This window comes from Bradyrhizobium sp. SZCCHNR1093 (genome assembly GCF_032381175.1).
Taxonomy (GTDB): Bacteria; Pseudomonadota; Alphaproteobacteria; order Rhizobiales; family Xanthobacteraceae; genus Bradyrhizobium.
The window spans coordinates 381,781-408,684 of record NZ_JAUHJJ010000003.1; the positions used below are offsets into that span (position 1 = coordinate 381,781).

The window sequence follows — 26,904 nt, forward strand, 5'->3', positions numbered from 1 at the left end:
GTTGAGATCGAAGTCCGGGTCCGATTGCGCGACCGCGCCTCTCACCTGAACGGTCGCAGCTTCATGTGCCGGTTGGCGTCCTTGTAGAGCAGATAGCGGAAGCGGCCGGGGCCGCCGGCGTAGCAGGCCTGCGGGCAGAAGGCGCGCAGCCACATGAAGTCGCCGGCCTCGACCTCGACCCAGTCGCGGTTGAGCTTGTAGACCGCCTTGCCCTCGAGCACATAGAGCCCGTGCTCCATCACATGCGTCTCCAGGAACGGGATCACGGCGCCGGGCTCGAAGGTGACGATGTTGACGTGCATGTCGTGGCGGACGTCGAGCGGATCGACGAAGCGCGTGGTGGCCCAGCGGCCCTGCGTCTCCGGCATCGCGGCAGGGGCGATCGTCGCCTCGTTGGTGACGAAAGCCTCGGGCACGGGGATGCCGGGGACGGCCTCATAGGCCTTGCGGATCCAGTGGAAGGTCGCGGGCGCCCGGCTGTCGTTGTGCAGCGTCCATTTGCAGGACGGCGGCAGGAAGGCGTAGCCGCCATTGCCCAGGCGATGCTCTTTGCCGGCGATGGTGAGCAGGATCTCGCCGCCGACCACGAACAGCACGCCCTCGGCCTCCGGATCCGGCTCGGGCTGGGCGCTGCCGCCGCCGGGCGAGACCTCGACGATGTATTGCGAGAACGTCTCCGAGAAGCCCGACAGGGGGCGCGCGATCACCCAGGTCCGCGTCTTGTCCCAGAACGGCAGCGCCGAGGTGACGATGTCGCGCATCACGCCCTTGGGGATGACCACGTAAGCTTCAGTGAACACGGCGCGCCCGGTGAGCAGGTCGGTCTGCGGCGGGTGGCCGCCCTGCGGCACGAAGTAGTTCGGCTTGTCCATCGTCGTCTCTCCTGCGCACGGATCAGCCTGCGCGCGCCACCATTCAGGGGATGCTTAGAAACAGCGGCTGCTCGAGCCACAGCTCCTCGAGATTGTCGGGGCTGATGCGGTCGACCACCATGAAGCGCGAGGCCTCATCGAACACCAGCAGCGGATGGTGCCAGACGTTGCGGGCGTAATTGACGCCCTGGCGTCCGCTGGCCGTGAAGGCATGGTAGCTCGCGGGATCACGCGGGTCGTCGCAGACCAGCACCAGCCAGGGCCGGTCCTGCAGCGGCATGAACAGCTGGCTGCCGAGCGGATGCCGCTCCATCAGCTTGATCTCGATCGGTTGCGGCCGCGGCTTGGCCTCGAACAGGCTGATGTTCACGTCTGCGCCGCCCGACGTCACGTCGATCGCGGCGAGGCCGTTGCAGCGGCGGGCGAAGCCCTGGTTGATCTCGATGGGTTGGCCGCCGTCGGTCTCGACGACGTCGCCGAAATCAGCAAAGGCCGCCTTGGTCAGCGGCCGCGGCGTGAGCGTGTGCATCCCGCCCCGCGTGCCTCAGATCGCTTCGCCGCGCGCCGACGCGGCGGCGCTGCGGATCGCGGAGATGTTGCTGCGGTAGGCCTCCGTCGTGCCGCCCTTGAACACCGCAGATCCTGCGACGAAGGCGTTGGCGCCGGCCGCGGCCAGCGCGCCGGCATTGTCGCGGCCGACGCCGCCATCGACCTCGATATCGATCGGCCGGCCCGCGGTCATCGCGCGCAGATCCTGGATCTTGCCGATCGCCGAGGGAATGAAGGCCTGGCCGCCGAAGCCGGGATTGACCGACATGATCAGCACGAGGTCGACGAGGTCGAGCACGTATTCGATCACGCTGAGCGGGGTCGAGGGATTGAGCGAGACGCCGGCCTTCTTGCCGAGCGCACGGATCGCCTGCAGTGAGCGATGCAAGTGCGGACCGGCCTCCGCATGCACCGTGATGTGGTCGCAGCCGGCCTTGGCGAAGGCTTCGAGATAGGGATCGCACGGCGTGATCATCAGATGCGCGTCGAAGATCTTGGTCGTGTGGGGGCGCAGCGCCTTGATGACGTCGGGCCCGTAGGAGATGTTCGGCACGAAGTGACCGTCCATGACGTCGAGATGGATCCAGTCGGCGCCGGCGGCATCGACGGCGCGCACCTCCTCGCCGAGCTTGGAGAAATCCGACGCCAGGATCGACGGCGCAATGACGAGCGGGCGCGGCGTGAAGGACTGTGTCATGGGCGGCTGTTCCAGTGCGATCGGGATTGTCGCCGTATCATGCGGGCGCGGTTGCGGCAACGCGAGCGGGAAAAATCTGCCGAGCGCGGCATGAACTGCCGGGTTTGGGCATCCGCAACATCTCGAAATATCCGGACATATCAGCGGTTTGGCGCTGGCACGGGGATTGCGACGGAGAGATCCGACGTTGTTTCGCCGCGCATTGCGGCCACCTCGGAGTTTCGCCATGTGGTTTGCATTGGGGGCCGCCTCATCGGCCCTGGAAGCCCTGCAGTCGCTTGGGTCGACGAAGTCCGGTTCCGGAAAATCGGGCAATGCCGGCGGCGGCGTGTTCAGTCTGAACGGCGGCAGCTCGAGCAGCTCCGGCAATTTCAGCCCGTGGTCGAGCTCCGGCAGCATCAGTTCGGGGCAGATCGCGCCGGAGACGATGAACGCGCTGCTCGCAGCGCAGAGCCAGTCCGGCACATCGGGTGCGAACGCCTCGACCAGCCCGCTGCAGGACCTGTTCTCGCAGATCGACGGCGACGGTGACGGCAAGATCACAAAGTCCGAATTCGAGACCGCGCTCGGCGCCGGCGGCACCAACCTCGCCAATGCCGACAAGGTGTTCGGCAAGCTCGACAGCAACAGCGACGGCAATGTCAGCATGGACGAACTGACATCGGCGCTGCAGGGCGCGCGCGGCCGCCGTGGTCATCATCATCGTGCTGGAGCCGGGGAGGCTGGCAGCTCCGGCAATTCGTCAGGCGCAGGGGCGGACGCGCTGATGCAGGCAATGTCGGGCGCGTCGAGCTCCTCGTCGACCAACAGCGACGGCTCGACGACGACCACCATCACCTATGCTGACGGCTCCAAGGTGACGCTGACGACGCCGGCGGCCACCACCGCCTCGAACGCCGCCACGTCGTCCTACAATCTGATCGAGAAGCTGATCCAGCGGCAGTCGAAGATGCTGTCGGCCTCGACGTCCTCCACGACCGCGGTGAGCGCCTAGGCTCAGCCGCCGAAGCGGCCTTGCCAGGACGGCATCGCGCCGGCGAACGGCAGCGGTCGCGCGTGATAGACGCCGCGTGCGATCGCGCGGGCCAGCACATTGGCCGCGACCATGCCGAGCTCGCTCAGCTCGACCAGCGGCTCGATCGGCTTGGCGCAAGTCGCCGCCGCGAACACGATGTCGCCGTCGAGCGGCAGATGCACCGGATAGATCGCGCGCGCCATGCCGGTCTGCGCCATCATCGCGAGCCGCTTGGCCTGCGCCTTGGTCAAGACGGCGTCGGTCACGACGAGGCTGATGGTCGTGTTCTCGGAGGCTGACGCCGCCGGGCCGCCCTTGATGCGCATCGCCAGCATATCCGGCGTGAACGCGGCCGGCAGGCCGCGGCCGCCGAATTCGCCGTCGACCTCGTACGGCGCCGCCCAGAACCACGGGCCGTCGCCGACCGTGACGCTGCCGACGGCATTGACCACCGCGATGGCAGCGACCTTGATCCCACCTGTCGTCGTCGCCGCCGCCGAGCCGAGCCCGCCCTGCAGGTTGGCCGTGGTGGCCCCGAGCCCGGCACCGACGCTGCCGAGCGCGAAGCTGGTATCGGCGGCCGCTGCGGCCGCATAGCCGAGCTCGCGATAGGGCGCGTAGCGGCCCCAGGCCTTGTTGCCACCGTTCAAGAGGTCGAACACGATCGCGCCGGGGACGATCGGGATCAGCGCGTCGCGCACGGCAAAGCCGCGGCCCTGTTCCGCCAGCCAGGCCTGGACGCCGCTCGCGGCCTCCAGCCCGAACGCCGAGCCGCCGGACAGGGCGATGCCGTCAACCCGCTCCACCGTATTCGCAGGATCGAGCAGCGCATCCTCGCGCACGCCGGGTCCGCCGCCCCGGATGTCGATCGCGGCCACCGCCGGCTGATCGAACAGGATCGCGGTCACGCCGGACGCGAGCGCTGCGTCCTGGGCATGGCCCACGCGTACGCCCGCGATGTCGGTGAGGAGGTTTTGCACGGTCGCCCTCGCGGCAGGTGATGATGCTGGATGGATAGCGCGGCTGGCGCGAGGGCTCAATGCAACACCCGCGCGTCCTCGTAGCCGGATGAGCGCAGCGATATCCGGGCTCTCACGCGCTGTCTCGGTGAAACCCGGATATCGCTGCGCTCATCCGGGCTACGGCCTCACGCCTCCAGCGCAATGCGGATCATGCGGGCCAGTTCCGGCTTGCGGTAAGGCTTGGGCAGCAGCAGCACGCCGGCGTCGAGTCGGCCGTGGTGAACGATCGCGTTCTCGGTGTAGCCCGAGGTGAACAACGTCCGCAGCGCCGGCCGCCGCACCCGTGCGGCGTCGGCGAGCTGGCGGCCGTTCATGGCGCCGGGCATGATGACGTCGGTGAACAGCAGGTCGATCTCCGGATGGCGCTCCAGCACGTCGAGCGCCTCGGCGGCATTGGCGGCGGCCAGCGTAGTGTAGCCGAGGCTGCCGACCTGGGCGATCACGTGCTGGCGTACCAGCAGATCATCCTCCACGATCAGGATCGTCTCATTGCCGCCGCGCGCGTCCGGCGCCTGCAAGCCCGCGCTGGTCGCCGGAGCGGACGCCGAGCGCGGCAGATACAGCTTGATCGAGGTGCCGTGGCCGACCTCGCTGTAGATCTGGATGTGGCCGCCCGACTGCTTGACGAAGCCGAATACCATGCTGAGGCCGAGCCCCGTGCCCTTGCCGGTGCCCTTGGTCGAGAAGAACGGATCGAACACCTTCTCGAGATAGGCCGGCGGAATGCCACAGCCGGTGTCGCTGACGGCGATCATCACGTAGTCACCGACGATGACCTCGCTATGGGCGTCGGCATAGTCTTGGTCGAGCGTGACGTTCGCGGTCTCCAGCATGAGCTTGCCGCCTTGCGGCATTGCATCACGCGCATTGAGCGCGAGATTGATGACCGCGGTGGCGAGCTGGTTCGGATCGGCGAGCGCGGTGCAGGGATCGGCGCCGAGGATGCGCTCGATCTCGATCTGCGCGCCGAGCGTCGGCCGCAGCAAGGCTGCGGTCTCGTTCAACAGCGCATTGATGTCGAGATCGGTCGGCTGCAGCGGCTGCTTGCGGGCGAAGGCTAGCAACTGCCGCGTGAGCTGCGCGCCGCGGTCGGCGGAGTCGTCGATCAGCTTGGCGACGGAGGCGAGCTCCGGCCGGTCGGACACGGCGTCGGCAAGAATGCCGATGCTGCCGGTGATGACGGTGAGGATGTTGTTGAAGTCGTGGGCGACGCCGCCGGTGAGCTGCCCGACCGCCTCCATCTTCTGCGCCTGGCGGAATTGCGCCTCGGCGGCGCGCTTCTCGGTGAGGTCGCGGCCGACGAAGAAGTGGCGCTGCACCGGGTCCGACCAGCTCGCCATCCAGTTCAGGACGACGCCGCGGCCTTCCTTGTGCAACAGCTGCGCCTCGAAATTGTGGACGTCGCGGCCGCGGCGGCAGGCGCGCATCTGGCTACGGACCGCCTCGAACTCGGGCGGATAGACGAAGTCGCTGGCATTGCGGCCGACCATCTCCTCCGGCCGGTAGCCGAGCACGTCCACCGCGCTCGGGCTGACCTGCATCAATTGTCCGTAGGAGTTGGCAACCAGGATCAGGTCCTGCGAGGTCTCGAAGATGCGGCGGCGCTCCTCGGTCTCACGGGTCAGGGCGGTTCGGGTGCGCTTGCTCTCGGTGATGTCGCGCGCCACCTTCGAGGCGCCGATGACCAAACCATGCGCGTCGAGGATCGGCGACACGCCGAGCGATACTTCGATCTCGCGGCCGTCCTTGTGGCGGCGGATCGTCTCGTGATGCTCGATCTTCTCGCCGCCGCCGATCCGGCTCAGGATGCGATCGACCTCGCTGCGCCGTTCGGCGGGCACGATCAGGCCGATGTCGTTGCCAAGCGCCTCGTCTGCGCCGTATCCGAACAGGTGTTCGGCGGCGCGATTCCAGGACGTGATCTTGCCTTGCAGGGTCAGCGTGATGATGGCGTCGTTGGAGGATTCCACGACGGCGCTGAACAGCCGCTCGCGCGCGATGAAGCGTGTCCGCTCGCTTTCGCTCTGCCGGCGCTGCTGCTGCAACAGCCGCGTGAGCCTCGCCTGCAGGCTGACATTGTCGGCGAGCAGGACGCCGAGTACGAAGCTCGCGGCCAGCAAGCCATAGATGCGGCCCGTGTAGTAGCCGAGGTCGAACCGGGCGGCGTTGAGCAACGAGGAGAGCGAGAGGTCGAACAGCCAGGCGCACAGCACCACCATGACCCAGAGGTCGAGAATGCTGTGCGGCCTGCGCAGCGCCAGGACGAGCAGGGCAGCCGATGTCACGCACCAGATGGCGCCGACCACGACCTTCAAAGCCGGCGTGGCAGCGTCATCGCGGACGAGCGCGGGCAGCGCCGTATCATGGGCGATCACCGCCCAGGTGAGCGCCGCAAGTGCAATCGCCACGCCGAGCACGGCGACCGAGAGCGACAGCGCAACCGACCCAACGGGCGTCGGACGGCGACGGTCGTGCAGCGCATAGGCCAGAACGAACAGGGGGAACGCGCCGTGCCAGATCATGTAGATCCAGACTGCGGTCTGCGGACCTGCATCGAGCAGGCCGGTCTGAGAATACAGGCCTGGGAACACCAGCGTGTGCAGTAGCGAGGCCGGCGCGGTGAACAGGTAACCCGAGGCCAACCACAGCAGCGGTCGCGAACGCAGCAGCACGAACTGCGAGAACAGCAGGAACGCGGTGATGAGATCGTTCAGCGCCAGCGCCGACTGGTAGCTCGCGACGAACGCAGGCACCGCCGGCAACTCCACCTTGGCAAAGGGAGCGGCGGCGGCAAACAGCAAGGTCGAGATCGCAACCGCAGCGAGTGCTGCGATCTGGTCTCGGCGCGTCGCGGTGGACGTCGACAGCAGGACTTCGCGGTGATCCTCGATGCTCTGCATCTCCGGGAATCCTGCGCAACGGGAGCCAACATGCAAAAACAAGGAGTCGGTGACTGGCGCGCGAAAAGTTTCTATTTTCTAATAAAGGTTGTATGGTACCAGATCGCGACGTTCTGTAGAATGAGTCGATAGTTAAAGTAACTGCACCTTTACCCCAATGGGATAAATATACCGGTAGTTGTGTTCGATTTCCTTCTAGGTTGTAGGTTGTCCAACGGAAAATTCTGGAGAAGTTGATGCCACGGATTCTGGTGGTCGACGATCAGAAGGATGTGCGCGCCATGATCTGTATGGTGCTGCGCGTCAATCAGTTCGACGTGGTCGAAGCGGGAACTGCTGCGTCCGGACTGCAGTTGTTCCGCGACCAGGCGTTCGATGCCGTCATCGTCGACATCTATCTCGATGATTCCAACGGGCTCGATCTGGTCAGCAGTATGCGCGCGCTGGTTCCCGACGTGCCGGTGGTCGCAGTCTCCGGCATGACCGCCTTCGATGGCGCGTCGATGTCGGACGAGCTGACCCGTGTCGTTTACCTGCAGAAACCGTTCCGCCCGACCGAACTGATGCGTGCCGTCGAAACGGCCCGTGCGGCAGTGGCGGCGAAGGGAGCCCCATCGCTTTCGGCCTGTGCCGGCTGAGCCGGCCTGTTACTTACTCTCCGTACGACTGTCCTGCAGGCGCTTCAACGACGAACCAAGCTCTCAGCAGAACGCCCCGGTCCAGGACCGGGGCGTTTGCATTTTGCTGATGATGATCGAAGCGGATCAGGAGTTCTATCAGGAGCCCTTGCCGCCGAGCTCGGCGTAGCCGCCCTTGGCGTCCCACTTGTAGACGACGTAGTCGATCTGCTTGATGTCGCCCTTGGCGTCGAAGCCGAGCTTGCCGAGAACGGTGTCCCACTCGCCGGCCTTGATGGTGTCCATCACCTTCTTGGCGTCAGTGGTGTTGGCCTTCTTCACCGCCTGCGACCAGACCTGGATCGCGGCGTAGGTGTAGAGCGTGTAGCCCTCGGGATCGATGTTCTTGGCCTTGAACTTGTCCACGATCGCCTTCGCGGTCGGCTTGTTGCGCGGCTCGGGGCCGAAGGTGAACAGCGTGCCTTCCGCGGCCGGGCCGGTGATCGAGGCGAACTCCTTATCGTTCATCGCGTCGCCCGCCATCAGGATGGTCTTGAGACCCTGGTCGCGCATCTGGCGCAGGATGAGGCCGGCTTCCTGATGATAGCCGCCGACATAGACGAGATCGATGTTGTCACGCTTCAGGCGGGAGACGATCGCGTTGAAGTCCTTGTCGCCCTTGTTGTAGGACTCGAACATCTTCTCGGTGACGCCGGCCTTGTTGAGCGCCTTCTTGGTCTCGTCGGCGAGACCCTTGCCGTAGGTGGTCTTGTCGTTGAGGATCGCGATGTTCTTGCCCTTGAAGTTCTTCGCGATGTAGTTGGCGGCGACGAGACCCTGCTGGTCGTCGCGGCCGCAGACGCGCGCCACGTTCCACAGCTTGCGCTCGGTGAACAGCGGGTTGGTCGACGCGGGCGTGATCTGCAGGACGTTGCTGTCGGCATAGGCCTCGGAGGCCGGGATCGACGACGACGAGCAGAAATGGCCGGCGACGAACGGAATGCCGGAGCCGGCGAGCTTTTCGGCAACCGAACGCGCCTGCTTCGGATCGCAGGCATCGTCACCCACCTGCAGTGCGAGCTTTTTGCCGAGCACGCCGCCGGCAGCATTGAGGTCGGCTACCGCCATCTCGGCGCCGTTCTGCATTTGGCGGCCGAAGGCCGATTCACTGCCGGTCATGGGGCCGGCCACGGCGATGTTGATGTCTTCGGCGAAAGCAGCGGTCGAGAGCGCCAGCGATGCGCCCAGAGCCAAGCCGATGAGTTTGAGTGGTTTCATGAGAAATCCTCGCGGGGGGTAGGTCGACACGGAACGGCCCGAACGGCGGGCCGCAGACCGCGCGCATTGTGGCTGATTTTACGGCGAAGTCACCGGCAATTTTCGACGACACCTACGAAGGACTAATGTCATTTCGGCCGGATTTTGAGGGCTCCGCCTCAGTGGCGGCCGCCCTCCAGATAGGCAGCGCGGATCTCCGGCCGCTGCAGCAGCTCGGTGCCGGTGCCCGACAGCGTAATCAGGCCGTTGACCAGCACGTAGCCGCGATGGGCGAGCTTCAGCGCGTGATTGGCGTTCTGCTCAACGATCAGCACGGTCAGACCGTCTTGGCGGTTGAGTGTCCGAATGGCGTCGAAAATCTGGCGAGCGATCAGCGGCGCCAAGCCGAGCGAGGGCTCGTCCAGCAGCAGCAGCCGCGGCCGGCTCATCAGCGCGCGCCCGATCGCCAGCATCTGCTGCTCGCCGCCGGACAGCGTGCCGCCGCGCTGGTCGATGCGCTCCTTCAGGCGCGGGAACAGCGCGAATACCCGCTCCAGCATGCTGGCCCGCTCCGCGTCGGTCGTCTCGCCGGCGTCGGCGCCCATCTGCAGGTTTTCCGCGACGCTCATGCGCGGAAAGATGCGGCGTCCCTCCGGCGACTGCGCGATGCGCAGCTGCGCGATCTGATGCGTCGGCACCTGTGTGATGTCGTTGCCGTCGTAGACGATGTTGCCGGAGCTCGCGCGCGGCCGCCCGAAGATCGACATCATCAGGGTCGACTTGCCGGCGCCGTTGGCGCCGATCAGCGCGACGATCTCGCCGGGCTTGATGTCGAGATCGACGCCCTTGAGCGCTTCGATCTTGCCGTAGGAGGCACGCAGGCTGCGGATTGCGAGGAGGGACGCGCTCACGCCTCGGCCTCCATCACGGCTGCGGCCTCTTCCTCGTCGGTGCCGAGATAGGCCGCGATGACCTTGGGATCATCCCTGATCTCGCGCGGCGTGCCTTCCGCGATCTTGACGCCGTAGTCCATCACGACGATCCGGTCGGAGATTTCCATCACGACGCTCATGTCGTGCTCGATCAGCAGGATCGACGTGGCGTGATCGGCTCGGATCGACAGCAGCAGCTCGCTGAGGGCCGCACTCTCGCGCGCGTTGAGGCCGGCGGCCGGTTCGTCGAGGCAGAGCAGGGCCGGCGAGGTGCACATCGCGCGCGCGATCTCCAGCCGGCGCTGGTCGCCATAGGCGAGATTGCCGGCCGCGTCGTCGGCGCGGTCGATCAGCCCGACGCGCTTCAGCCAGAACACGGCCGCATCGATCGCGTTCCGCTCGGCCGCGCGCCACGAGGGCACGCCGAGCAGCCCGAGCACCGTCATGCCGGACGCGCGCATCAGCGCGTTGTGCTGCGCGACCATCAGGTTCTCGAGCGCCGTCATGCCCGGAAACAGCCGGATGTTCTGGAACGTCCGCGCCACCTTGGCCTGCTTGGAGATGTTGAAGTCCTTCAGCTTCTGCATCTCGAACTGCGCGCCGTCATCATGGGTCAGGCGGATGACGCCGGAGGTCGGCTTGTAGAAGCCGGTGATGCAGTTGAACACGGTGGTCTTGCCGGCGCCGTTGGGGCCGATCAGGGCCGTGATCTGCGTGCGTTGCGCGGTGAACGACAGCGCATTGACGGCGACGATGCCGCCGAAGCGCATGGTGAGGTTTTCAAGTGCGAGAATGGGAGCGGAGCTCATCCGTGGCCTTCCTTGACGAGGTCCGAAGAGATGCTCTTGGATTTTTCCAGGAATACGGTTGGCGCGCGATGGCCGACAATGCCGCGCGGCCGCCAGATCATCACGAGCACCATGGCGAGACCGAACACCAGCATGCGGTAGCCCTCGAGGCTTCTGAACAGCTCGAAGCCGCCGATCATGGCGAGCGCCGCCAGCGCCACGCCGAGCTGCGACCCCATGCCGCCGAGCACGACGATGGCGAGTACCAGCGCCGATTCCTGGAAGGTGAAGGATTCCGGGCTGATGAAGCCCTGGCGCGTGGCGAAGAAGGCGCCGGCGAAACCGCCGAACATCGCGCCGGTCGCAAATGCGGTCAGCTTGGTGGTGGTGATGTTGATGCCGAGCGCGCGGCAGGCGACCTCGTCCTCGCGCAGCGCTTCCCAGGCCCGGCCGATCGGCAGCCGGCGCAGCCGGATGGTGACCCAGTTGGTCAAGAGTGCCAGCGCCAGGATCAGATAGAACAGAAACACGATGCGATGCGTCGGCGAGAACGGGATGCCGAGCATCGATGCAAGGCCGCCTTCGCCCGGTGTGAGCGGAATGCCGAACAACGTCGGTCGCGGAATCCCGGAGACGCCGTTGGGACCGCCGGTCACGTCCTGCCAGTTGATGAGGACGAGGCGGATGATCTCGCCAAAGGCCAGGGTGACGATGGCGAGGTAGTCACCGCGTAGCCGCAGCACCGGAAAGCCAAGCAGCACGCCCCAGAATGCGGCGAGAATACCGGCGAGCGGCAGGCAGATCCAGAACGACAGGCCGAAGGTGGTCGAGAGCAGGCCGTAGGAATAGGCGCCGACCGCGTAGAACGCGACGTAGCCGAGGTCGAGCAGGCCGGCGAGACCGACCACGACGTTGAGGCCCCAACCCAGCATGACGTAGGTGAGGACCAGGATGCCGAGGTCGAGAATATAGCGCTGATTGTAGAAGATCACCGGCACCAGGAAGGTGAAGATCAGCAGCGCCGGCGCGAGATAGCGGCCGGCTACCGACATGCCGCTCTGCACGGACGGCGGCACGAAGCTGCCGAGGCCGCCGCGCGGTCCGAGCCACAGCCGCAGCAGCTCGACCGCGATCGAGCCGACGAACACCGCCACAACCAGGCTGGCGAGGTCGCCAAAGCGGGTCCAGTATACGAGCTGGCCGCTCTGGCCCGCTTCGGTGCGGACGCCGACCATCAGGGAGAACAGACCGAGAGCGACCAGCGCACTGAGAAAGGCCTTCTTGAGGATGAAGGCGGCTCCGACCGGTTCGGAGCCTTTCGACGAGGCGGGAAGGGACGCGCTCACGCGGACTCCATCTTCAGACTTTTTCGACTTCGGGCCGGCCGAGCAGGCCGGTCGGCAGGAAAATCAGCACCACGATGAGGATCGAGAATGCCGCGACGTCCTTGTACTCCACGGAAAAATAGGCCGACCAGAACGTCTCGATCAGTCCGATCGCGAGGCCGCCGAGCATCGCGCCCGGCAGCGAGCCGATGCCGCCGAGTACCGCCGCCGTGAACGCCTTGATGCCGGCGACGAAGCCCATGAAGAAATCGACCAGACCGTAATACAGCAGGTACATCATGCCGGCGACGGCAGCGAGCGCCGCGCCGATCACGAAGGTCATCGAGATGGTGCGGTCGACGTCGACGCCGAGCAGTGCCGCCATGGTCTGGTCCTGCTCGCAGGCGCGCATGTCGCGCCCGAGCCGGGTGCGGGATACCAGCCAGGTGAACAGCGCGAGCAGAACGATGGTGGTGATGACCACCACGATCTGGATGTTGGAGAGCTGGACGACGAAGCCGCCCGCACCCTCGTGCAGGGTATAGCCGCCGGTGATGATCGGCGGCACCGGCTTGACGCGCGCGCCCTGCGACACCTGCGAATAGTTGGTGAGCACGAACGACATGCCGATGGCGGACAGCATCGGCGCCAGGCGGAACGAGTGCCGCAGCGGGCGGTAGGCGATGCGTTCGACGGTCCAGCCATAGAGCGCCGTGATGGCCATCGAGACCAGCAGCACGATCAGCAGAATTACCGGAACCGCAGTCAGGCCCAGCGACACCAGGACCAGGAACGAGATCAGCGCGATGAAGCCGCCGATCATGAAGATGTCGCCATGGGCGAAATTGATCATGCCGACGATGCCATAGACCATGGTGTAGCCGATGGCGATCAGGCCGTAGATCGAGCCAAGGACGAGGCCATTGATGAGCTGTTGCGCGAAATAATCCATGAACTGCCGTGAGTGAGACTGCCGATATCGGTTCGCAACGCGGCGGGGGCCTTGCAGAGCAGGTGCTGGTATGCCTGGAGATCGCACCCGCGCCCAAGGCGACGCGTGGGCCAGTACTAACAGCTAGGAACCGGGTGCCGCAACAGCGTGCAGTGCCACAATTGCGGGCTTATCCCGCCTCCTTTGACGGCGCGGTTCCCGTGCCTTTCTCGGGTCCGGCCATCGCCATCAAATGACCACCGCGGAACGCAGCACCTACCGCCGAAGGAGGTGCTCTCGCACTGGTTGCGCGCGGTAGCGAAGCGAGAACCCCATGAGCAGGCTGGCGGACGAGAACCAGGGGCACCAAAGTCCGGCCGGGAGACCGAACCGGCAAGATGAGGGACACGGAGGGGCAGCCCGCGTCCCGGCCAGCAATACCAGGACCCGCGTCTGCAGGACCGCTCGTTGGCGTGGACACTGGAGGATTCGCTTTCAGCTCGGATTCTCTCGCCGCCGCTCGGGCTAGCCGCTGAGGCCAATGATGGCGAAGGAGGCGCGAGCGACGAGGGCCGCGACCTTGGACGTCGAGCGCATCGAGCTGATCTTGTCGCTGGCGCCGCTCATATGCCGCTACCGCTGTCTTCCGTCGAACCAGGCACTTTTGCCATCAGCTTCGACTGGAGCCTGACCAAGGCGTCGCGCAGCCGCGTCGCCTCATCGTACCGGGTTTCCCGAGCCACCATGCCGGAAAACGGATCTTTCACCATGGTCTCGGCGGCCTGGGCAAGACGGCGCATCGGCGTCGCCACCCATTTCGCGGCGAAATTGAGCAGCACCAGGATCGAGAACACGCCACCGGCAACGTTGAACCAAAACGAGCGCACAAGCTGGCGGGTCGGCAGCATCGCGGCAACGGCGTCCTGCCGGATCAGAAGGGACCAGCCGAAGCTCGGCAGATCGGCGTACTTCACGGTGGGGAACGTGACGGTGAAATAGTCCTTGCCGTCGGGCCATCGCTCGATGAGCGCGACCGGGGCCCCGCGGCTTGCGGCCTGCGCCGAGCCGATCGTCAGTTGCTTGCCGACGAGATCCGGCGGGCCGAACAGCACGATGCTCTCGCGCGACAGCAACACCAGATCGATGTCGCGCGACGCCAGCGCCGCGACGGATTCGATCACCCATTTCCAATCGATTTGGGCCCCGATGACACCGGCGGGGGCGCCGTCGTGCATCAGCGGAGCCGACATGGCGATCAAGCGGTCCGGTCCCGAAGCGGCCTGCAACATCCGGCCCAGGGTCTCTGGTTCGCGATCATCGACCGCCGTCGGCACCCCGAGTCCATGCCGGAACCAGCGCAGGTCGGCGACGCTTTGTCCTTCCAGCATCCGGTCCTTGCTCGCGATGACCTTGCCGCCGGGGTCGGCGATGCCGAGCCAGGCATAGCGCGGCTGGAACTGGCTCACGAACTGGATCTGTCGGCGCGCCTCGGCGACGTCGGCGGGGTCGATGATCGCGGCGAGCCGCGACACGTCGATCCACGTGCCGTACATCTGTCGCGCCAGCAGGTTTGCGCTGAGCTCACCGCGCGTCCTCAGCTGCTCGATCGCGAGCTCCTCGCCGCGCCGCTGCAGCGACGCCGAATAGAGGATGGCAACGGCCAGCGCCGTCACGACGATCAGTGTCGTGCCGCCGAGGAACACCGCTGTCTGTAAGCTCCACCGTCGCCTCGTCATCGTCTTCTCCTCAATCGGCCACGGCTCGCGCGAGTTCTTTCAGCATGCGGCCGAGATCGCCGCTGTCGGCGCCGGGCACTCCGCTCGCGGTGTGCAGCCGCTCGATGATCTGGGCGCGCTGCTGCGGTGTCACCGTAAATATGAGCCGGTAGCCGTCGTTCGTCGGAGCCGCGACCTTGGTCGGGATATCGCCGATCAGGGGCAAAGTGAGCGTGCCGATGGCGCCGGTCGCAAGGCCGACCGGACCGCTGACGCGTGCGCCGCCGGGGCCGAGATTGACGATCCAGCCGCGTTGCGGCTCGCCGTCGACCGTCAGGGTTATCGGCTCGACGATCTGGCGTTGCGGCCGGTTGTAGCGTGGACGGTCGATGCACACGGCGATCGCCACCGACAGCACCAGAACGTTGTAGATCGTCCAGAACATCACGACGATGACGCCGTCTCCCGCGGTCCCCGTGGTATTGAAGACAAAATCGGACGTCAGCGACACGATCATGCCACCGATCGTCAGCGCCATCAGGATCAGGAAGGGCCGCATCAGCGGCCATTGGACGATGATCTTGGCGCGATCGCCGCCCTTGGCGGTCACCGAGAATTTGTGCGGACCGGGGGAGAGCAGGCCGAGAGCGGCGGCGCGGAGCACGGGCCAGGCGGCGACGATCTGCGAGACATCGTTGACGATCGGAATGAACAGTCCCTTGGACAGCCAGTTCAGCGTGTACATGATCGAGAGATAATAGGGGCCGTAATACCGGATGATGTCGGCGATCGAGGCGTTCACCACGGTCACCCCGCCCCACCAGTAAAGCAGTGGACAGATCAGCGCGGCGAGGCGGAACGGATAGGTCGACGTCCAGTAAAGCAGCGAGTCGAGCACGCTGAGCCGGTGGAAGAAGTCGAGACCATGGGAGCCGAATGGATTGTAGACGTTGCGCACGATCTGCATGAGGCCGAGGCACCAGCGGCCGCGCTGCGTGACGTATTCCGCAAGGCCTTCCGGCGCCAATCCCTCCGACAACGCCTCGTTCAGGTAGACGGTCTGGTAGCCGTGCGCGGACAGGCGCAGCGTGAGCAGGAAATCCTCGGTGACGCTCTCGGTCGGCACGCCGCCGATCATCTCTACGGCGTAGACGCGGAATATCGAGGAGGTGCCGCAGCACATTGCGATGCCCCAGGCGTCGCGCGCCGGCTCGACGTTGTCGAAGAAGTGGCGCTGCTCGTCGGGATAGGACGCGCCGATGCCGAGATTGTGCTGGATCGGGTCCGGGTTGAAGAAGTGCTGGGGCGTCTGTACGAGGCCGACAGCCGGATCGTGGAACAACGCGAGCGTCCGCTCGACGAAGTCGAGATGAGGCACGAAGTCGGCGTCGAGAACGGCGACGAAATCCGGCCGGTCCGCATCCGCCGCGCGCAGCCGCAAGGCATTGTTGATGTTGCCGGCCTTGGCGTGCGACTTGTCGGTACGGGCGACATAGCCGATGCCGTGCTCGGTGCAGTAATCCCGGAGCCAGGCCCGGCTGCCGTCGTCGAGGACGAAGACGCGCAATGCCGCATAGGTGATCGCCTTGGCGCCGACAATGGTTCGCTCCAGGACCTCGAGCTGCTCGTTGTAGGTGGTGATGAAGATGTCGACCCGAGGCGGCGGCCTCGGAAGCCACCAGCCAGCATGGCGATCAGCCTCCGTCGTCCGCTCCTTGGTCCTGGTCAGGATCAGGAAGGCGAAGGACGACGAAACAACGGTGAGCGCTTCGAGAATGGCGAAGCCCCAGCTGAGGATCCCATCCGGCGTGAGGCCGGGCGGAGCAAGGGTCTCGGTGAAGCGCCAGGCGACATAGCGCCAGGCCAGCAGGATCGAGCCGCTGAGGAGCAGGGTCCGCCAGTACCATATCTTCGGGTCCAGGAGGGGCAACACCAGGACGCGCAGCCCTACGATGATCGCAACGACTGCGAACGCGGACAGGAATGGTGACAGCGTCGGCATCAGTAGCCGTACCGGGCGACGAAGCCGCGCAATGCCGCGATCGGTCCGCTGGTGAAGATCACCCGGCCGGTGCGCCCGATGGCGCAGGACAGATCCGGCTGCTTGGCGAGATCTGGCACCGCAACGGTGACGTCGAAGCGCTGCAAGTGCTGCGGCGTCGGGCCGACGGCGAGATTGGCGTAGAGTTGCGAGGCGCCCGAGCCGCCGAGACGTGTCACCGTCCCATCGAATATCCGGTCGTCTCCGAACAGACGGAACTGCACCGGGGCGCCGATCGACAGGCTGGCGTAGAGACTTTCGGGAACGCTCGCGGTCACCACGAGACTGTTGCAGTCCACCAGCTTGGCGAGATCCTGACCGCGACGGGCATATTCGCCGTCGTCGACGAGGAAATCCCAGGCCATGCCCGGGACGCGGGCCCTCAGCGTCGCCGAGGTCAGTCGGTTGATCCGGACGCGTTCGGCGTTGATCTGCTGCTCGTATTGGACCAGGCGGGATTGGATCTGCTGCTCGTCCACGGCAAGTTCGGCGAGGCGCAGGTCGAGCTCGTGAATGCGCTGCATCGAGAACGGCACGTCGTTGTAGGAGTCGCCGATGAAGACCCCCGATTGCGCGGAGCCGAGCTCGGTCTCGACATAGTTGGTGCGCTGTTTCGCGCTTTCCAAATCCTGCTTGGCGATATCGAGCGAGGCGCTGGCCTGGTCGAGGCCGGCGACCGTCTGGACCCCGCGTTCCTTCAGCTCGTTGGCCCGCGTGAAGGTGAGATCCGCGAGCTTCAGCCGGGCGGCCGCGGCATCCTCCGCCGCCTTGGCCTCGGCGATGCGTGCCGCGATCTGGCGGACGCGGCCGGTCTTGTAGTTGGCCGACTGGGCCGCGAAGGCGGCCCGCGCTTGCTCGAGCGCCGAACGCTGCGCCGGAACCCGCTTGAGCGCGATCTTCTGCTCGTCACGGTCGCGCTCGAGATTGAGCAGGCGCGTGGTGTCGAACCGGTCGTCGACGATCTCGGCCATGAGTTCCCCGGCGTTGACCCTGACGCCGATATGGCTCACCCCCAGCGTCACGCGGCCTTCGATCGGCGCGCGCACGACGTAAAGCCGGGCATTGACGGTCGCGTCGCCTGAAGTTCCGGCGAAATGCTCGCCGACCAGGATGTAGAGGCCGCCGGCCAGCAGGAGGATGCCGATGAAGATCCGAGCCAGTCTCATGCAGTACTCCCGCTCGGCGGCTGCTTGCCGCATCACGATCGAGCTGTGCGAAACGCAGCAGCACTCATCTTAAGATAGTATCACATTGTCTAGCTACTTTGACGCTAGTCAAAAGCAATGATGGCGCGGCGCACATAATTGCGGTGCAGCGGCCATCGACGCGATCGGACTGCCGGCGCATCGATCGTGACCCCGATGCAGGCGTCGGTTACGGCGATCATTCAGCGGAGCAGCCGCATCGCGGTGCTGAAGACGAAGCGGGCGCGCAATGTCGGATGCGATGCAGATGTTCGAGGAGGCGTTGATGGCCGGGAAGGCCGTTGTCACGCGGGAAGTCGAGGCCTGATCGGCGAGGTCACCGGCAGGGTCTCTTGGACGGTGACCGTTGATGGCTCTCGCGCCCGTCGCCACCCTGTTAAGGTAAACGAATGGTTTAAATTGCCGGGCGCGTTTGCCGCGCGTTAGCTCGTCTGGAAGTCGGCCGGACGGGCGGTTTGTGGGATGGAAAGGTGGGCGTGACATGATCAAGGATTGCGTGATCAGGAATTGGCGGCTCAGTTGCGTCAACGGTGTGCTGCTGGCGCTCTACTTCGTGCCCGCCTGGACCATCATCGCGTTTCAGATCATGGTGTCGCCGATCCAGGGGCTGTTCGCGCGGCCCAATATTGCGGTGGCCTTGTTCATCAGCGACTACCTGCAGTTGTCGGGCATCGAGACGGTCCGCGCCGCCTGGCTGCTTGCGCTGGCGCGACTGACGGTCGCAGGCTTCTTCGCGATGTTTCTGGTCCTGATCCTGGTTCCGCGGGTGCGAAAGGTGGCCGGCTATGTCGAGGCGCTGTCGATCGGGCTCGCTTTCGGCAGCATGCTCGCCTTCTTCAGCATGATCATGGCCGCCAAATTCGGGGAGCCCCAGGCACTGCGTCTGCATGCCACGGAACTCCTGATGCTGCTCGGCACGGCCATCGTCATGCTGGTGGAGAAGCCGTCGACGCAAGCCTCGCCGTCCTCCGCATCCGCTCCGCCGAAGATGGGGCCCACGGCGACGCCGGCGCCGCAGCAGGCGTAACGCCCTGATCCATCGCGGTGCGTCAGCGCTGGGTCAGAAAGCCCAGCACGGCATCGTTGAACTGGCCCGCCGCTTCGACATTCGAGATGTGCGCGGCATCGACGATGGTCATGCTGGCGCCGGGGATCCGGCTGCGGATCGCTTCCGCCATCGCGATTGGCGTCGACTTGTCGTAGCGGCCGGCCACGACGAGGGTTGGGCTTTTGATGGCCGGCAGGTCCTCGCGCAGGTCCAGCGCCCGCAGTGCTTTGCAGCAAGCGAGATAGCCCTCGACCGGGGTGGCCACGAGCATTGCCTTCATCCGGTCGGCAACGTCGGGATTGTGATCACGAAACTCCTGAGTCAGCCAGCCGGCGATGACCGTGTCGGCGATTCCAGCGAGTCCGCTGTCCTCGACCGCCTTGATGCGGGCGTCCCAGATTGCCGGATCGGGGTAGTAGCAGGTGGTGTTGGCGAGCACGAGCTTGCCTACACGTTCAGGAGCGTGGGCCGCGAGCCACTGCCCGACCATGCCGCCCATCGACACGCCGCACCAGTGCATCTTCTCGATGTTGAGGTCATCGAGAATCGCCAGCGCATCGCGGCCGAATCGCTCGATCGAGTAGGGCCCGGACGGCACTTGCGACTTGCCATGACCGCGCCGGTCATAGCGGATCACGCGGAACACCTGCGTGAAGGCGCGCATCTGCGGCTCCCACATCTGCAGCGTCGAGCCGAGCGAGTTCGAGAGCATCAGGGTCGGTCCGCCGTCGCGGCCCTCGACGGTGACATTCAACAGACAGCCGTCGGCATCGATCATCGGCATGGGCGGAATCCTTGTCGCAGGCGGCCGCGCCGCCGGAGGAATCGTGCAGATTCGATGGCGAACTAACCACCCCCACCGCCGTCTGCCAATCAAAACTCAACGGCGGCGAGATCCGGAATGCTGCGGTGCTCCGGCTTTTCTGCAACGCTTCCGGTCGCTGCTCGCCCTTCCTTTTGGACGTTCGGTGCTTTACTTGAATGCCTCTAACCGCGCCAATCGGGGGAGATGCACATGGCAATGACGATGACGGGCGAGGTCCAGCTGGCCGCTCCGCGAGAGCAGGTCTGGGCCAAGCTGAACGATCCGGAGGTGCTCAAGGCCTGCATTCCCGGCTGCGAGGAACTGGAAAAGACCGAGGACGGTGGCTTCCGTGCCGTCGCCAAGATGAAGGTCGGACCGGTCTCCGCGCGCTTCAAGGGCAAGGTCACCTTGAGTGATCTCGATCCGCCGAACGGCTACAAGATCTCCGGCGAAGGTGAGGGCGGCGTCGCAGGATTCGCCAAGGGCGGTGCGATCGTTGCGCTGGCGGACAAGGACGGCGGCACGCTGTTGACCTACAATGTCGAGGCACAGATCGGCGGCAAGCTGGCGCAGCTCGGCCAGCGGCTGATCAACGGCACCGCAAAGAAACTCGCCGACGAATTCTTCGCCAACTTCGCCAAGGCCGTTCAAGGCTGACCGCAACCGACCCATGCGCGGCCGGGGGCGAGGTTGCCCGCCGCCGGGAGCGCCCATATGATGGTTTTCGACTGATTTTGCTGGGCTGCGCTGCAGTGCAACGCTGTCGCGCGGATAATAGAGAGTCCTGAATGGCCAAGATTTCCATGATTGTGAACGGTAATCCCGTCACGGCGAACGTCGACCCGCGGACGCTGCTGGTGCAGTTCCTGCGCGAGAATCTGCGCCTCACCGGCACCCATGTCGGCTGCGACACGTCGCAATGCGGCGCCTGCATCGTCCATCTCGATGGCAAGGCGGTCAAGTCCTGCACGACATTGGCCGTGATGGCCGATGGTCATGAGGTCAGGACGATCGAGGGGCTCGCCGCCGACGGCGCGCCGCTGCATCCGATGCAGGAAGCGTTTCGCGAACACCATGGCCTGCAATGCGGCTTCTGCACGCCCGGCATGATCATGACCGCGGTCGATCTCGTCCATCGCAAGGGACATGAGCTCAGCGAAGAGACCATTCGCGAGGAGCTGGAAGGCAATCTCTGCCGCTGCACCGGCTATCAGAACATCGTGCAATCGATCGCCGCCGGCGCCAAGGCGATGGCCAAATCGGACCTCGCCTAAACGTCTGACCTCGCCCCAGTCGGCCCGCTGCGCACAGGACATTTCCCCATGTACGAATTCAAATATCATCGGCCGGCGACCGTGCGCCAGGCCGCCAATCTCCTCACCAAGAACGAAGACGCCAAGCTGGTCGCCGGCGGCCACACGCTGGTGCCGGTCATGAAGCAGCGGCTCGCGAGCCCGCCGCATCTGGTGGATCTCTCCCATGTCGAGGGGCTCGATACGATCGAGGTGAAAGGCCGCAACCTGGTGATCGGCGCGATGGCGCGTCATGCCGACGTCGCCAACTCCGCAACGGTCGGCGAAGCCATTCCGGCGCTCGCACATCTGGCGAGCCTGATCGGCGATCCCGCGGTGCGCCATCGCGGCACCATCGGCGGTTCGATTGCCAACAACGATCCGACCGCAGACTATCCGGCAGCATGCCTCGCGCTCGGCGCCACCATCGTCACCAACAAGCGCAAGCTTAAGGCCGAGGAGTTCTTTCTCGGGCTGTTCACGACCGCGCTGGAGCCGGACGAGATCATCACCAAGGTGAGCTTTCCGCTGGCGAAGAAGGCCGCTTACGTGAAGTTCCGCAACCAGGCCTCGCGCTATGCGCTGGTCGGCGTGTTCGTCGCCCGTCGTCCCTCGGACGTGCGCGTCGCCGTGACCGGCGCCGGCGGCAATGGCGTGTTTCGCGTCACTGCTTTCGAGGAAGCGCTGCAGAAGCGTTTCTCGCCGAAGGCGCTGGAGGGAATTCCGGTCTCGGCCGAAGGCCTCAACAGCGACATTCACGGCAGCGCCGAATATCGCGCCCATCTGATCGGTGTGCTGGCGCGCCGCGCGGTGGATGCGGCCAATGCCGGCGCCAAGGCCTCAACCGCATCGGAGGGAGCCGCCGAACCGGAGGCTCCGGCTTCGTGACGGACGCGTGAGGAAGGAAGCGGTCTCGCCCATGAGTGCTCCGGCCCTGCCAGCATCGGTCGACGCGATGCTCGAATTGTTGTCCTCGCGCGGCTATCTGGCCGAGCGATCGCTGGCGACGGTGACCTATCTGTCGCTGCGGATGGGCCGGCCGCTGTTCCTCGAGGGCGAGGCCGGCGTCGGCAAGACCGAGATCGCCAAGGTCTTGTCGGCCGCGCTCGGCCGCAAGCTGATCCGGCTGCAGTGCTACGAGGGTCTCGACGTCGCCTCCGCCGTCTACGAATGGAATTCAGCGGCGCAGATGATCGCGATCCGGCTGGCGGAAGCGGGCGGCGAGGTCGACCGCGATCAATTGACGTCGGACATCTTCGCCGACCGCTATCTGATCAAGCGCCCGCTGCTGCAGGCGCTGGAGCCGGATGTCGCAGGCGCGCCGGTTCTTCTCATTGACGAGCTCGACCGCGCGGACGAGGCGTTCGAAGCCTATCTGCTGGAGATACTCTCCGACTTCCAGGTCACGATCCCGGAGTTCGGGACCGTCAAGGCGCCGCATCCGCCGATCGTCATCATCACCTCGAACAGGACTCGCGAGATCCATGACGCGCTGAAGCGGCGCTGCCTGTATCACTGGGTCGATTATCCCTCCGCCGAGCGCGAGCTCGCCATCGTCAAGACCCGGCTGCCCGGCATCTCGCAGCGGCTGTCGCAGCAGATCGTGCGCTTCGTGCAGGCGCTGCGCGACCAGGACTTCTACAAGTCGCCAGGGGTCGCCGAGACCTTGGACTGGGCCACGGCGTTGACCGAGCTCGATGCGCGTTCGCTGAATGCCGAGGTCGTCGGCGACACGCTGGGCGCGCTGTTGAAGTATCAGGACGACATCGCCCGCATGCAGGGTGATGCGTTGCAGAAGGCGATCAAGGACGCGACCAGCGAGACTTGAGCCGCGGTCGCGTCACAGCGAAGGTCGTCATTCCGGGATGCGTGCGCAGCACGCAGGCCCGGAATCCATAACCACGACCGTGAGTATGGATTCCGGGCTCAGCCCTTTGGGTTGCCCCGGAATGATGAACTCAGTTTGAGGCACGTCCCGGAATGACGAGGGGATAGACCGATGCCCACGCCCATCAATCACCTCGCGCCGCCGACCGGCGGCATCGCCGACAACATCGCGGGCTTCGCGCGGGCGCTACGCGCCGCCGGCCTTCCGGTCGGTCCGGGTGCTGTCATCGATGCCATGACCGCGCTCGAGGTCATCGACATCGGCAAGCGCGCGGACGTCTTCACCACGCTCGAATCGATCTTCGTCAAGCGCCATGAGCATGCCCTGATCTTTTCTCAGGCCTTCGACCTGTTCTTCCGCCCCGCCGAGGAGTGGAAGTCCATGCTCGATTCGGTGCCGCTGCCGGACCACGCCAAGAAGAAGCCGCCGCCGGCCTCGCGCCGGGTCCAGGAGGCGATGTCGCAGCCGCAGACCCATGAGGAGCCGAAGGCGCAGGAGCAGGACCTGCGGCTCGCGGTGTCCGACCGCGAGGTGCTGCAGAAGAAGGACTTTGCGCAGATGAGCGCGGCGGAGATCGCCGAGGTCGCACGCGCCATCGCCAAGATGCGGCTGCCGCAGGCCGAGCTGAAAACGCGCCGCCACACCGCGGACCCGCGCGGCCGTCGAATCGACATGCGCAAGACGCTGCGTCAGGCGCTGCGCACCGAAGGCGAGATCATCAACTTCCATCGCCTGGGGCGGATCGAGAAGCCGGCGCCGATCGTGGCGCTGCTCGACATCTCCGGCTCGATGAGCGAGTACACCCGCCTGTTCCTGCATTTCCTGCACGCCATCACCGATGCGCGCAAGCGCGTCTCGGTATTCCTGTTCGGCACGCGGCTGACCAACGTGACGCGCGCGCTGCGCCAGCGCGATCCCGACGAGGCGCTGGCGAGCTGCTCGGCGAATGTCGAGGACTGGGCCGGCGGCACAAGGATCGCCACCTCGTTGCAGACCTTCAACAAGCAGTGGGCGCGCCGCGTGCTCGGGCAGGGCGCGATCGTGCTCTTGATCTCCGACGGGCTGGAGCGCGAGGCCGACAGCAAGCTCGCCTTCGAGATGGACCGGTTGCACCGCTCCTGCCGGCGGCTGATCTGGCTCAATCCGCTGCTGCGCTATTCCGGCTTCGAGGCGAAGGCGCAGGGCATCAAAACCATGCTGCCCCACGTTGACGAATTCCGCCCGGTACATAACTTGACCTCGATCGGGACGCTGATCTCGGCGCTGTCGTCGCCGCTGCCGCCGCATCAGCGCAGCGCGATCCGGCCCGCCGCCTGAGAAGGAGATAGTCATGCTCAACCGCGACGAAGACATCCTCAAGGCCGCCGAGGATTGGCACAAATCCGGTCACGGCGTGGCGCTCGCCACCGTGGTCGAGACCTGGGGCTCGGCGCCGCGCCCGGTCGGGTCCAACCTCGTGATCAACGACGAGGGCACGTTCTTAGGGTCCGTGTCCGGCGGCTGCGTGGAGGGCGCTGTCGTTACCGAGGCGCTCGACGTGATCACCAGCGGCCAGCCCAAGATGCTGGAGTTCGGCGTTGCCGACGAGACCGCCTGGAATGTCGGCTTGTCGTGCGGCGGTACCATCCGCGTCTTCGTCGAGAAGGTGGGCTGATCATGCAGCTCGCCACGCTGGCCGAACTCAATGCCGAACGCGCCGCGCGCCGCGCGGCCATTCTCGTCACCGACGTCGCCTCCGGCGAGCAGCGTCTGGTCAAGGCCGCCGACATCGCCGCCGATCCCTTGCGCAACGAGCTCGCAACGCAACTGCGGATGGGCAAGAGCGGCATGGTCGAGGTGGGCGGCAAGCGGTTGTTCCTCAACGTCTACGCGCCGACGGCCAAGCTCGTGATCATCGGCGCCGTCCATATCAGCCAGGCGCTGGCACCGATCGCCAAGTCGCTCGGCTATGACGTCACCGTCGTCGATCCGCGCACGGCCTTCGCCAGCCCCGAGCGCTTCCCCGACGTGCCGCTGATCGCCGAATGGCCCGACGTGGCCCTGCCGCCGCTCAACGTCGATCACTACACGGCCTTTGTCGCGCTGACGCATGATCCGAAGATCGACGATCCGGCGCTGCTGCACGCGTTCTCGCGCGACTGCTTCTATATCGGCGCGCTCGGCTCACGGAAGACGCATGCCAAGCGCGGCGACCGCCTGCGCGCCCAAGGCGCCAGCGACGCCGACATCGCCCGCATCCATGCGCCGATCGGGCTCGCCATCGGCGCGGTGTCGCCGTCGGAGATCGCGGTCTCGATCATGGCCGAGATCACCGCCACGTTGCGGCTGCCGGCCAAGGAGAAAGAGCAGGCGGCATGAAGTTCGGTCCTGCCAGTCCGACTGAAGCGATCGGCGGGGTGACCGTGCACACCCTGCGCAAGGGATCGTTGGTGCTGAAGAAGGGCACGCTGATCGGTCCCGCCGAGGTCGAGGCGCTGGCCCGAGAGGGCGTCAAGGAGATCGTGGTCGTCCGGCTCGAGGCGGGCGATGTCTCGGAGGACGAGGCGGCGGCCGACGTCGCCAAGGTCGTCGCAGGCAAAGGCATTCACGTCGATCGCGCCTTCACCGGTCGCGCCAATCTGTTCGCGGCGCAGCCCGGCGTGCTGATGATCGACCGCGCCGCCGTCGAGCGCATCAACGGAGTCGACGAGGCCATCACCTTTGCGACCTTGGCGGCCTTCAAGCCGGTGGTCGAAGGCGAGATGGTCGGCACCGTCAAGCTGATCCCGTTCGGCGTCGAAGGCCGTCTGCGCGATGCCGCCGTCGCTGCGGCGGGCAGGGGCGCGCTCAGCATCGCCTCCTATGTGATCAAGCGCGTCGGCGTCGTCTCGACGCTTCTGCCTGGGCTCGCACCCAAGGTCATCGACAAGACGCTGCGCGTCACCGCAGAGCGGCTCGCGCCGGCCGGCGCCACCATCATCGCGGAGCGCCGCGTGCCGCACGAGCAGGCCGCGCTGGCCGCTGCGATCAAGGAGCTGTTGGCGCTGGGCGCCGAGCTCGTCATCGTGTTCGGCGCGTCCGCGATCGCCGACCGCCGCGACGTCATTCCCGCCGCGATCACCGGCATCGGCGGTGCGATCGAGCATTTCGGCATGCCGGTGGATCCCGGCAATCTGCTCTTGATCGGTAGCGCTGCCGGTGTGCCGGTGCTCGGCGCCCCCGGTTGCGCCCGCTCGCCGGCGGAGAACGGTTTCGACTGGGTGCTGATGCGGCTGCTCGCCGGCATCAAGGTCACCCGCGCCGAGCTCACGGCCATGGGCGTGGGCGGACTCCTCATGGAGATCGTGACACGGCCGCAGCCGCGCGCCAAGCCGGAGGCCGAGGGCGAACGCAAGGTCGCCGCGGTCGTGCTGGCTGCGGGACGCTCGACCCGCATGGGAGGGCCGAACAAGCTGCTGGCCGAGCTCGACGGCAAGAAGCTGGTGCGCATCGTGACCGAGCAGGCGCTGGCCTCCAAGGCCGGTGAGGTCATCGTCGTCACCGGTCATCAGGCCGAGCTGGTCGAGCAGGCGCTGTCCGACTTGAACGTTCGCTTCGTCCGCAATCCCGACTTCGCCGGTGGGCTTGCCAGCTCGGTGAAGGCCGGCATCGCCGCGGTGCCTGAGGGCGTCGATGGCGCGGTCGTGTGCCTGGGCGACATGCCGATGGTGTCCTCGGATCTGCTCGACCGTCTGATCGGCGCGTTCGCGCCCGATCGCGGCAATTTGATCGTCGTGCCCGTGTCCGAGGGACGCCGCGGCAACCCGGTGCTGTGGTCACGCCGCTTCTTCGCCGAGCTGATGACGCTGGACGGTGACGTCGGCGCGCGGCACCTGATCGCCAAGCATACCGAGGCCGTCGCCGAGGTGCCGGTCGACGGCAACAGCGCCTTCCTCGACATCGACACGCCGCAGGCGCTGGAAGCCGCCCGGCGCGGCTGAGCCAGCGTAGCCCGCATGAGCGTATGCGACATGCGGGGACAGTCTC

The 26,904-nt window shown here is 65.9% G+C and carries 25 protein-coding genes; 11 read left to right on the forward strand and 14 right to left on the reverse strand.

Annotated elements, in window-relative coordinates; translation table 11 throughout:
- Positions 1 to 41: 41 nt before the first annotated feature.
- Genes QX070_RS12780 through rpe form a run of 3 tightly spaced genes read right to left on the reverse strand, consistent with a single transcriptional unit; the run spans position 42 to position 2,118 of the window.
- Positions 42 to 872, reverse strand: coding sequence for a bifunctional allantoicase/(S)-ureidoglycine aminohydrolase (locus QX070_RS12780; protein WP_315737400.1), 831 nt, complete (start codon positions 870 to 872; stop codon positions 42 to 44).
- Between the two features lie 43 nt (positions 873 to 915).
- A complete protein-coding gene (locus QX070_RS12785; protein ID WP_315737401.1) occupies positions 916 to 1,401 on the reverse strand; it encodes an ureidoglycolate lyase in 486 nt (161 codons plus the stop codon).
- A 15-nt stretch (positions 1,402 to 1,416) separates the two neighbouring features.
- Positions 1,417 to 2,118, reverse strand: a complete 702-nt coding sequence (gene rpe, locus QX070_RS12790; protein ID WP_315737402.1) for a ribulose-phosphate 3-epimerase — start codon at positions 2,116 to 2,118, stop codon at positions 1,417 to 1,419.
- A gap of 226 nt (positions 2,119 to 2,344) precedes the next feature.
- On the opposite strand from rpe, the gene QX070_RS12795 reads away from it, so the two are divergent.
- Complete coding sequence (locus QX070_RS12795; protein ID WP_315737403.1) at positions 2,345 to 3,112, forward strand: EF-hand domain-containing protein; 768 nt, start codon at positions 2,345 to 2,347, stop codon at positions 3,110 to 3,112.
- Positions 3,113 to 3,114: 2 nt separating this feature from the next.
- On the opposite strand, the gene QX070_RS12800 is transcribed toward QX070_RS12795, so the two are convergent.
- Positions 3,115 to 4,113, reverse strand: a complete 999-nt coding sequence (locus QX070_RS12800; RefSeq protein ID WP_315737404.1) for a P1 family peptidase — start codon at positions 4,111 to 4,113, stop codon at positions 3,115 to 3,117.
- A gap of 167 nt (positions 4,114 to 4,280) precedes the next feature.
- Positions 4,281 to 7,055: a PAS domain S-box protein gene (locus QX070_RS12805; protein WP_315737405.1), complete on the reverse strand. Its 2,775-nt coding sequence runs from the start codon at positions 7,053 to 7,055 to the stop codon at positions 4,281 to 4,283.
- A gap of 236 nt (positions 7,056 to 7,291) precedes the next feature.
- Between QX070_RS12805 and QX070_RS12810 the strand changes: the two genes are divergently transcribed.
- Positions 7,292 to 7,693, forward strand: coding sequence for a response regulator (locus QX070_RS12810; RefSeq protein ID WP_315737406.1), 402 nt, complete (start codon positions 7,292 to 7,294; stop codon positions 7,691 to 7,693).
- Between the two features lie 138 nt (positions 7,694 to 7,831).
- On the opposite strand, the gene QX070_RS12815 is transcribed toward QX070_RS12810, so the two are convergent.
- The 8 genes from QX070_RS12815 to QX070_RS12850 all read right to left on the reverse strand — a co-directional run bounded on the left by QX070_RS12815 (position 7,832) and on the right by QX070_RS12850 (position 17,827).
- Positions 7,832 to 8,950 (reverse strand): branched-chain amino acid ABC transporter substrate-binding protein, encoded by a 1,119-nt coding sequence (locus QX070_RS12815; protein WP_315737407.1) that lies wholly within the window; start codon positions 8,948 to 8,950, stop codon positions 7,832 to 7,834.
- Positions 8,951 to 9,108: 158 nt separating this feature from the next.
- Positions 9,109 to 9,840 carry an ABC transporter ATP-binding protein gene (locus tag QX070_RS12820; protein WP_315737408.1) on the reverse strand — a complete coding sequence of 244 codons (732 nt, stop codon included), beginning with the start codon at positions 9,838 to 9,840 and terminating at the stop codon, positions 9,109 to 9,111.
- A complete protein-coding gene (locus QX070_RS12825; protein WP_315737409.1) occupies positions 9,837 to 10,670 on the reverse strand; it encodes an ABC transporter ATP-binding protein in 834 nt (277 codons plus the stop codon). The genes QX070_RS12820 and QX070_RS12825 overlap by 4 nt, the downstream gene beginning before the upstream one ends.
- A complete protein-coding gene (gene livM / locus QX070_RS12830; RefSeq protein ID WP_315737410.1) occupies positions 10,667 to 11,995 on the reverse strand; it encodes a high-affinity branched-chain amino acid ABC transporter permease LivM in 1,329 nt (442 codons plus the stop codon). The genes QX070_RS12825 and livM overlap by 4 nt, the downstream gene beginning before the upstream one ends.
- 13 nt (positions 11,996 to 12,008) lie before the next feature.
- The gene (locus QX070_RS12835; protein WP_315737411.1) at positions 12,009 to 12,926 is read right to left on the reverse strand and encodes an ABC transporter permease subunit; all 918 of its coding nucleotides are present in this window, start codon (positions 12,924 to 12,926) and stop codon (positions 12,009 to 12,011) included.
- Positions 12,927 to 13,528: 602 nt separating this feature from the next.
- Complete coding sequence (locus QX070_RS12840) at positions 13,529 to 14,608, reverse strand: hypothetical protein (protein ID WP_315737412.1); 1,080 nt, start codon at positions 14,606 to 14,608, stop codon at positions 13,529 to 13,531.
- A gap of 43 nt (positions 14,609 to 14,651) precedes the next feature.
- Positions 14,652 to 16,622 carry a glycosyltransferase gene (locus QX070_RS12845; protein ID WP_315737413.1) on the reverse strand — a complete coding sequence of 657 codons (1,971 nt, stop codon included), beginning with the start codon at positions 16,620 to 16,622 and terminating at the stop codon, positions 14,652 to 14,654.
- Positions 16,622 to 17,827 (reverse strand): HlyD family secretion protein, encoded by a 1,206-nt coding sequence (locus QX070_RS12850; RefSeq protein ID WP_315737414.1) that lies wholly within the window; start codon positions 17,825 to 17,827, stop codon positions 16,622 to 16,624. The genes QX070_RS12845 and QX070_RS12850 overlap by 1 nt, the downstream gene beginning before the upstream one ends.
- A gap of 520 nt (positions 17,828 to 18,347) precedes the next feature.
- On the opposite strand from QX070_RS12850, the gene QX070_RS12855 reads away from it, so the two are divergent.
- Positions 18,348 to 18,893 (forward strand): hypothetical protein, encoded by a 546-nt coding sequence (locus tag QX070_RS12855; protein ID WP_315737415.1) that lies wholly within the window; start codon positions 18,348 to 18,350, stop codon positions 18,891 to 18,893.
- A 22-nt stretch (positions 18,894 to 18,915) separates the two neighbouring features.
- Here QX070_RS12855 and pcaD read toward each other — a convergent pair whose 3' ends face one another.
- Positions 18,916 to 19,698, reverse strand: a complete 783-nt coding sequence (pcaD, locus tag QX070_RS12860; RefSeq protein ID WP_315737416.1) for a 3-oxoadipate enol-lactonase — start codon at positions 19,696 to 19,698, stop codon at positions 18,916 to 18,918.
- A 231-nt stretch (positions 19,699 to 19,929) separates the two neighbouring features.
- Here pcaD and QX070_RS12865 point away from each other — a divergent pair, with 231 nt between their 5' ends.
- The 8 genes from QX070_RS12865 to QX070_RS12900 all read left to right on the forward strand — a co-directional run bounded on the left by QX070_RS12865 (position 19,930) and on the right by QX070_RS12900 (position 26,858).
- Positions 19,930 to 20,376, forward strand: coding sequence for a carbon monoxide dehydrogenase subunit G (locus QX070_RS12865; RefSeq protein WP_315737417.1), 447 nt, complete (start codon positions 19,930 to 19,932; stop codon positions 20,374 to 20,376).
- 131 nt (positions 20,377 to 20,507) lie between these two features.
- Positions 20,508 to 20,993 (forward strand): (2Fe-2S)-binding protein, encoded by a 486-nt coding sequence (locus QX070_RS12870; RefSeq protein WP_315737418.1) that lies wholly within the window; start codon positions 20,508 to 20,510, stop codon positions 20,991 to 20,993.
- A gap of 48 nt (positions 20,994 to 21,041) precedes the next feature.
- On the forward strand, positions 21,042 to 21,899 hold the full coding sequence (locus tag QX070_RS12875; RefSeq protein ID WP_315737419.1) for a xanthine dehydrogenase family protein subunit M: 858 nt from the start codon (positions 21,042 to 21,044) through the stop codon (positions 21,897 to 21,899).
- A gap of 31 nt (positions 21,900 to 21,930) precedes the next feature.
- Complete coding sequence (locus tag QX070_RS12880) at positions 21,931 to 22,839, forward strand: MoxR family ATPase (RefSeq protein ID WP_315737420.1); 909 nt, start codon at positions 21,931 to 21,933, stop codon at positions 22,837 to 22,839.
- A 171-nt stretch (positions 22,840 to 23,010) separates the two neighbouring features.
- Positions 23,011 to 24,216, forward strand: coding sequence for a VWA domain-containing protein (locus QX070_RS12885; protein ID WP_315737421.1), 1,206 nt, complete (start codon positions 23,011 to 23,013; stop codon positions 24,214 to 24,216).
- Positions 24,217 to 24,229: 13 nt separating this feature from the next.
- Positions 24,230 to 24,553 carry an XdhC family protein gene (locus QX070_RS12890; protein ID WP_315737422.1) on the forward strand — a complete coding sequence of 108 codons (324 nt, stop codon included), beginning with the start codon at positions 24,230 to 24,232 and terminating at the stop codon, positions 24,551 to 24,553.
- A gap of 2 nt (positions 24,554 to 24,555) precedes the next feature.
- Positions 24,556 to 25,257 carry an XdhC family protein gene (locus QX070_RS12895; protein WP_315737423.1) on the forward strand — a complete coding sequence of 234 codons (702 nt, stop codon included), beginning with the start codon at positions 24,556 to 24,558 and terminating at the stop codon, positions 25,255 to 25,257.
- Complete coding sequence (locus QX070_RS12900; protein ID WP_315737424.1) at positions 25,254 to 26,858, forward strand: molybdopterin-binding/glycosyltransferase family 2 protein; 1,605 nt, start codon at positions 25,254 to 25,256, stop codon at positions 26,856 to 26,858. The genes QX070_RS12895 and QX070_RS12900 overlap by 4 nt, the downstream gene beginning before the upstream one ends.
- Positions 26,859 to 26,904 lie beyond the last annotated feature (46 nt).

Bases quoted from the DNA above. Each gene is read 5' to 3' on its own strand.
- QX070_RS12825 (WP_315737409.1), bottom strand. From the start codon at position 10,670: ATGAGCTCCGCTCCCATTCTCGCACTTGAAAACCTCACCATGCGCTTC.
- QX070_RS12785 (WP_315737401.1), bottom strand. From the start codon at position 1,401: ATGCACACGCTCACGCCGCGGCCGCTGACCAAGGCGGCCTTTGCTGAT.
- QX070_RS12845 (WP_315737413.1), bottom strand. From the start codon at position 16,622: ATGCCGACGCTGTCACCATTCCTGTCCGCGTTCGCAGTCGTTGCGATC.
- QX070_RS12875 (WP_315737419.1), top strand. From the start codon at position 21,042: ATGTACGAATTCAAATATCATCGGCCGGCGACCGTGCGCCAGGCCGCC.
- QX070_RS12890 (WP_315737422.1), top strand. From the start codon at position 24,230: ATGCTCAACCGCGACGAAGACATCCTCAAGGCCGCCGAGGATTGGCAC.
- QX070_RS12850 (WP_315737414.1), bottom strand. From the start codon at position 17,827: ATGAGACTGGCTCGGATCTTCATCGGCATCCTCCTGCTGGCCGGCGGC.
- QX070_RS12900 (WP_315737424.1), top strand. From the start codon at position 25,254: ATGAAGTTCGGTCCTGCCAGTCCGACTGAAGCGATCGGCGGGGTGACC.
- QX070_RS12780 (WP_315737400.1), bottom strand. From the start codon at position 872: ATGGACAAGCCGAACTACTTCGTGCCGCAGGGCGGCCACCCGCCGCAG.
- rpe (WP_315737402.1), bottom strand. From the start codon at position 2,118: ATGACACAGTCCTTCACGCCGCGCCCGCTCGTCATTGCGCCGTCGATC.
- QX070_RS12885 (WP_315737421.1), top strand. From the start codon at position 23,011: ATGCCCACGCCCATCAATCACCTCGCGCCGCCGACCGGCGGCATCGCC.
- QX070_RS12810 (WP_315737406.1), top strand. From the start codon at position 7,292: ATGCCACGGATTCTGGTGGTCGACGATCAGAAGGATGTGCGCGCCATG.
- QX070_RS12795 (WP_315737403.1), top strand. From the start codon at position 2,345: ATGTGGTTTGCATTGGGGGCCGCCTCATCGGCCCTGGAAGCCCTGCAG.
- QX070_RS12880 (WP_315737420.1), top strand. From the start codon at position 21,931: ATGAGTGCTCCGGCCCTGCCAGCATCGGTCGACGCGATGCTCGAATTG.
- QX070_RS12895 (WP_315737423.1), top strand. From the start codon at position 24,556: ATGCAGCTCGCCACGCTGGCCGAACTCAATGCCGAACGCGCCGCGCGC.
- QX070_RS12815 (WP_315737407.1), bottom strand. From the start codon at position 8,950: ATGAAACCACTCAAACTCATCGGCTTGGCTCTGGGCGCATCGCTGGCG.
- QX070_RS12835 (WP_315737411.1), bottom strand. From the start codon at position 12,926: ATGGATTATTTCGCGCAACAGCTCATCAATGGCCTCGTCCTTGGCTCG.
- QX070_RS12805 (WP_315737405.1), bottom strand. From the start codon at position 7,055: ATGCAGAGCATCGAGGATCACCGCGAAGTCCTGCTGTCGACGTCCACC.
- QX070_RS12870 (WP_315737418.1), top strand. From the start codon at position 20,508: ATGGCCAAGATTTCCATGATTGTGAACGGTAATCCCGTCACGGCGAAC.
- QX070_RS12855 (WP_315737415.1), top strand. From the start codon at position 18,348: ATGATCAAGGATTGCGTGATCAGGAATTGGCGGCTCAGTTGCGTCAAC.
- QX070_RS12865 (WP_315737417.1), top strand. From the start codon at position 19,930: ATGGCAATGACGATGACGGGCGAGGTCCAGCTGGCCGCTCCGCGAGAG.
- pcaD (WP_315737416.1), bottom strand. From the start codon at position 19,698: ATGCCGATGATCGATGCCGACGGCTGTCTGTTGAATGTCACCGTCGAG.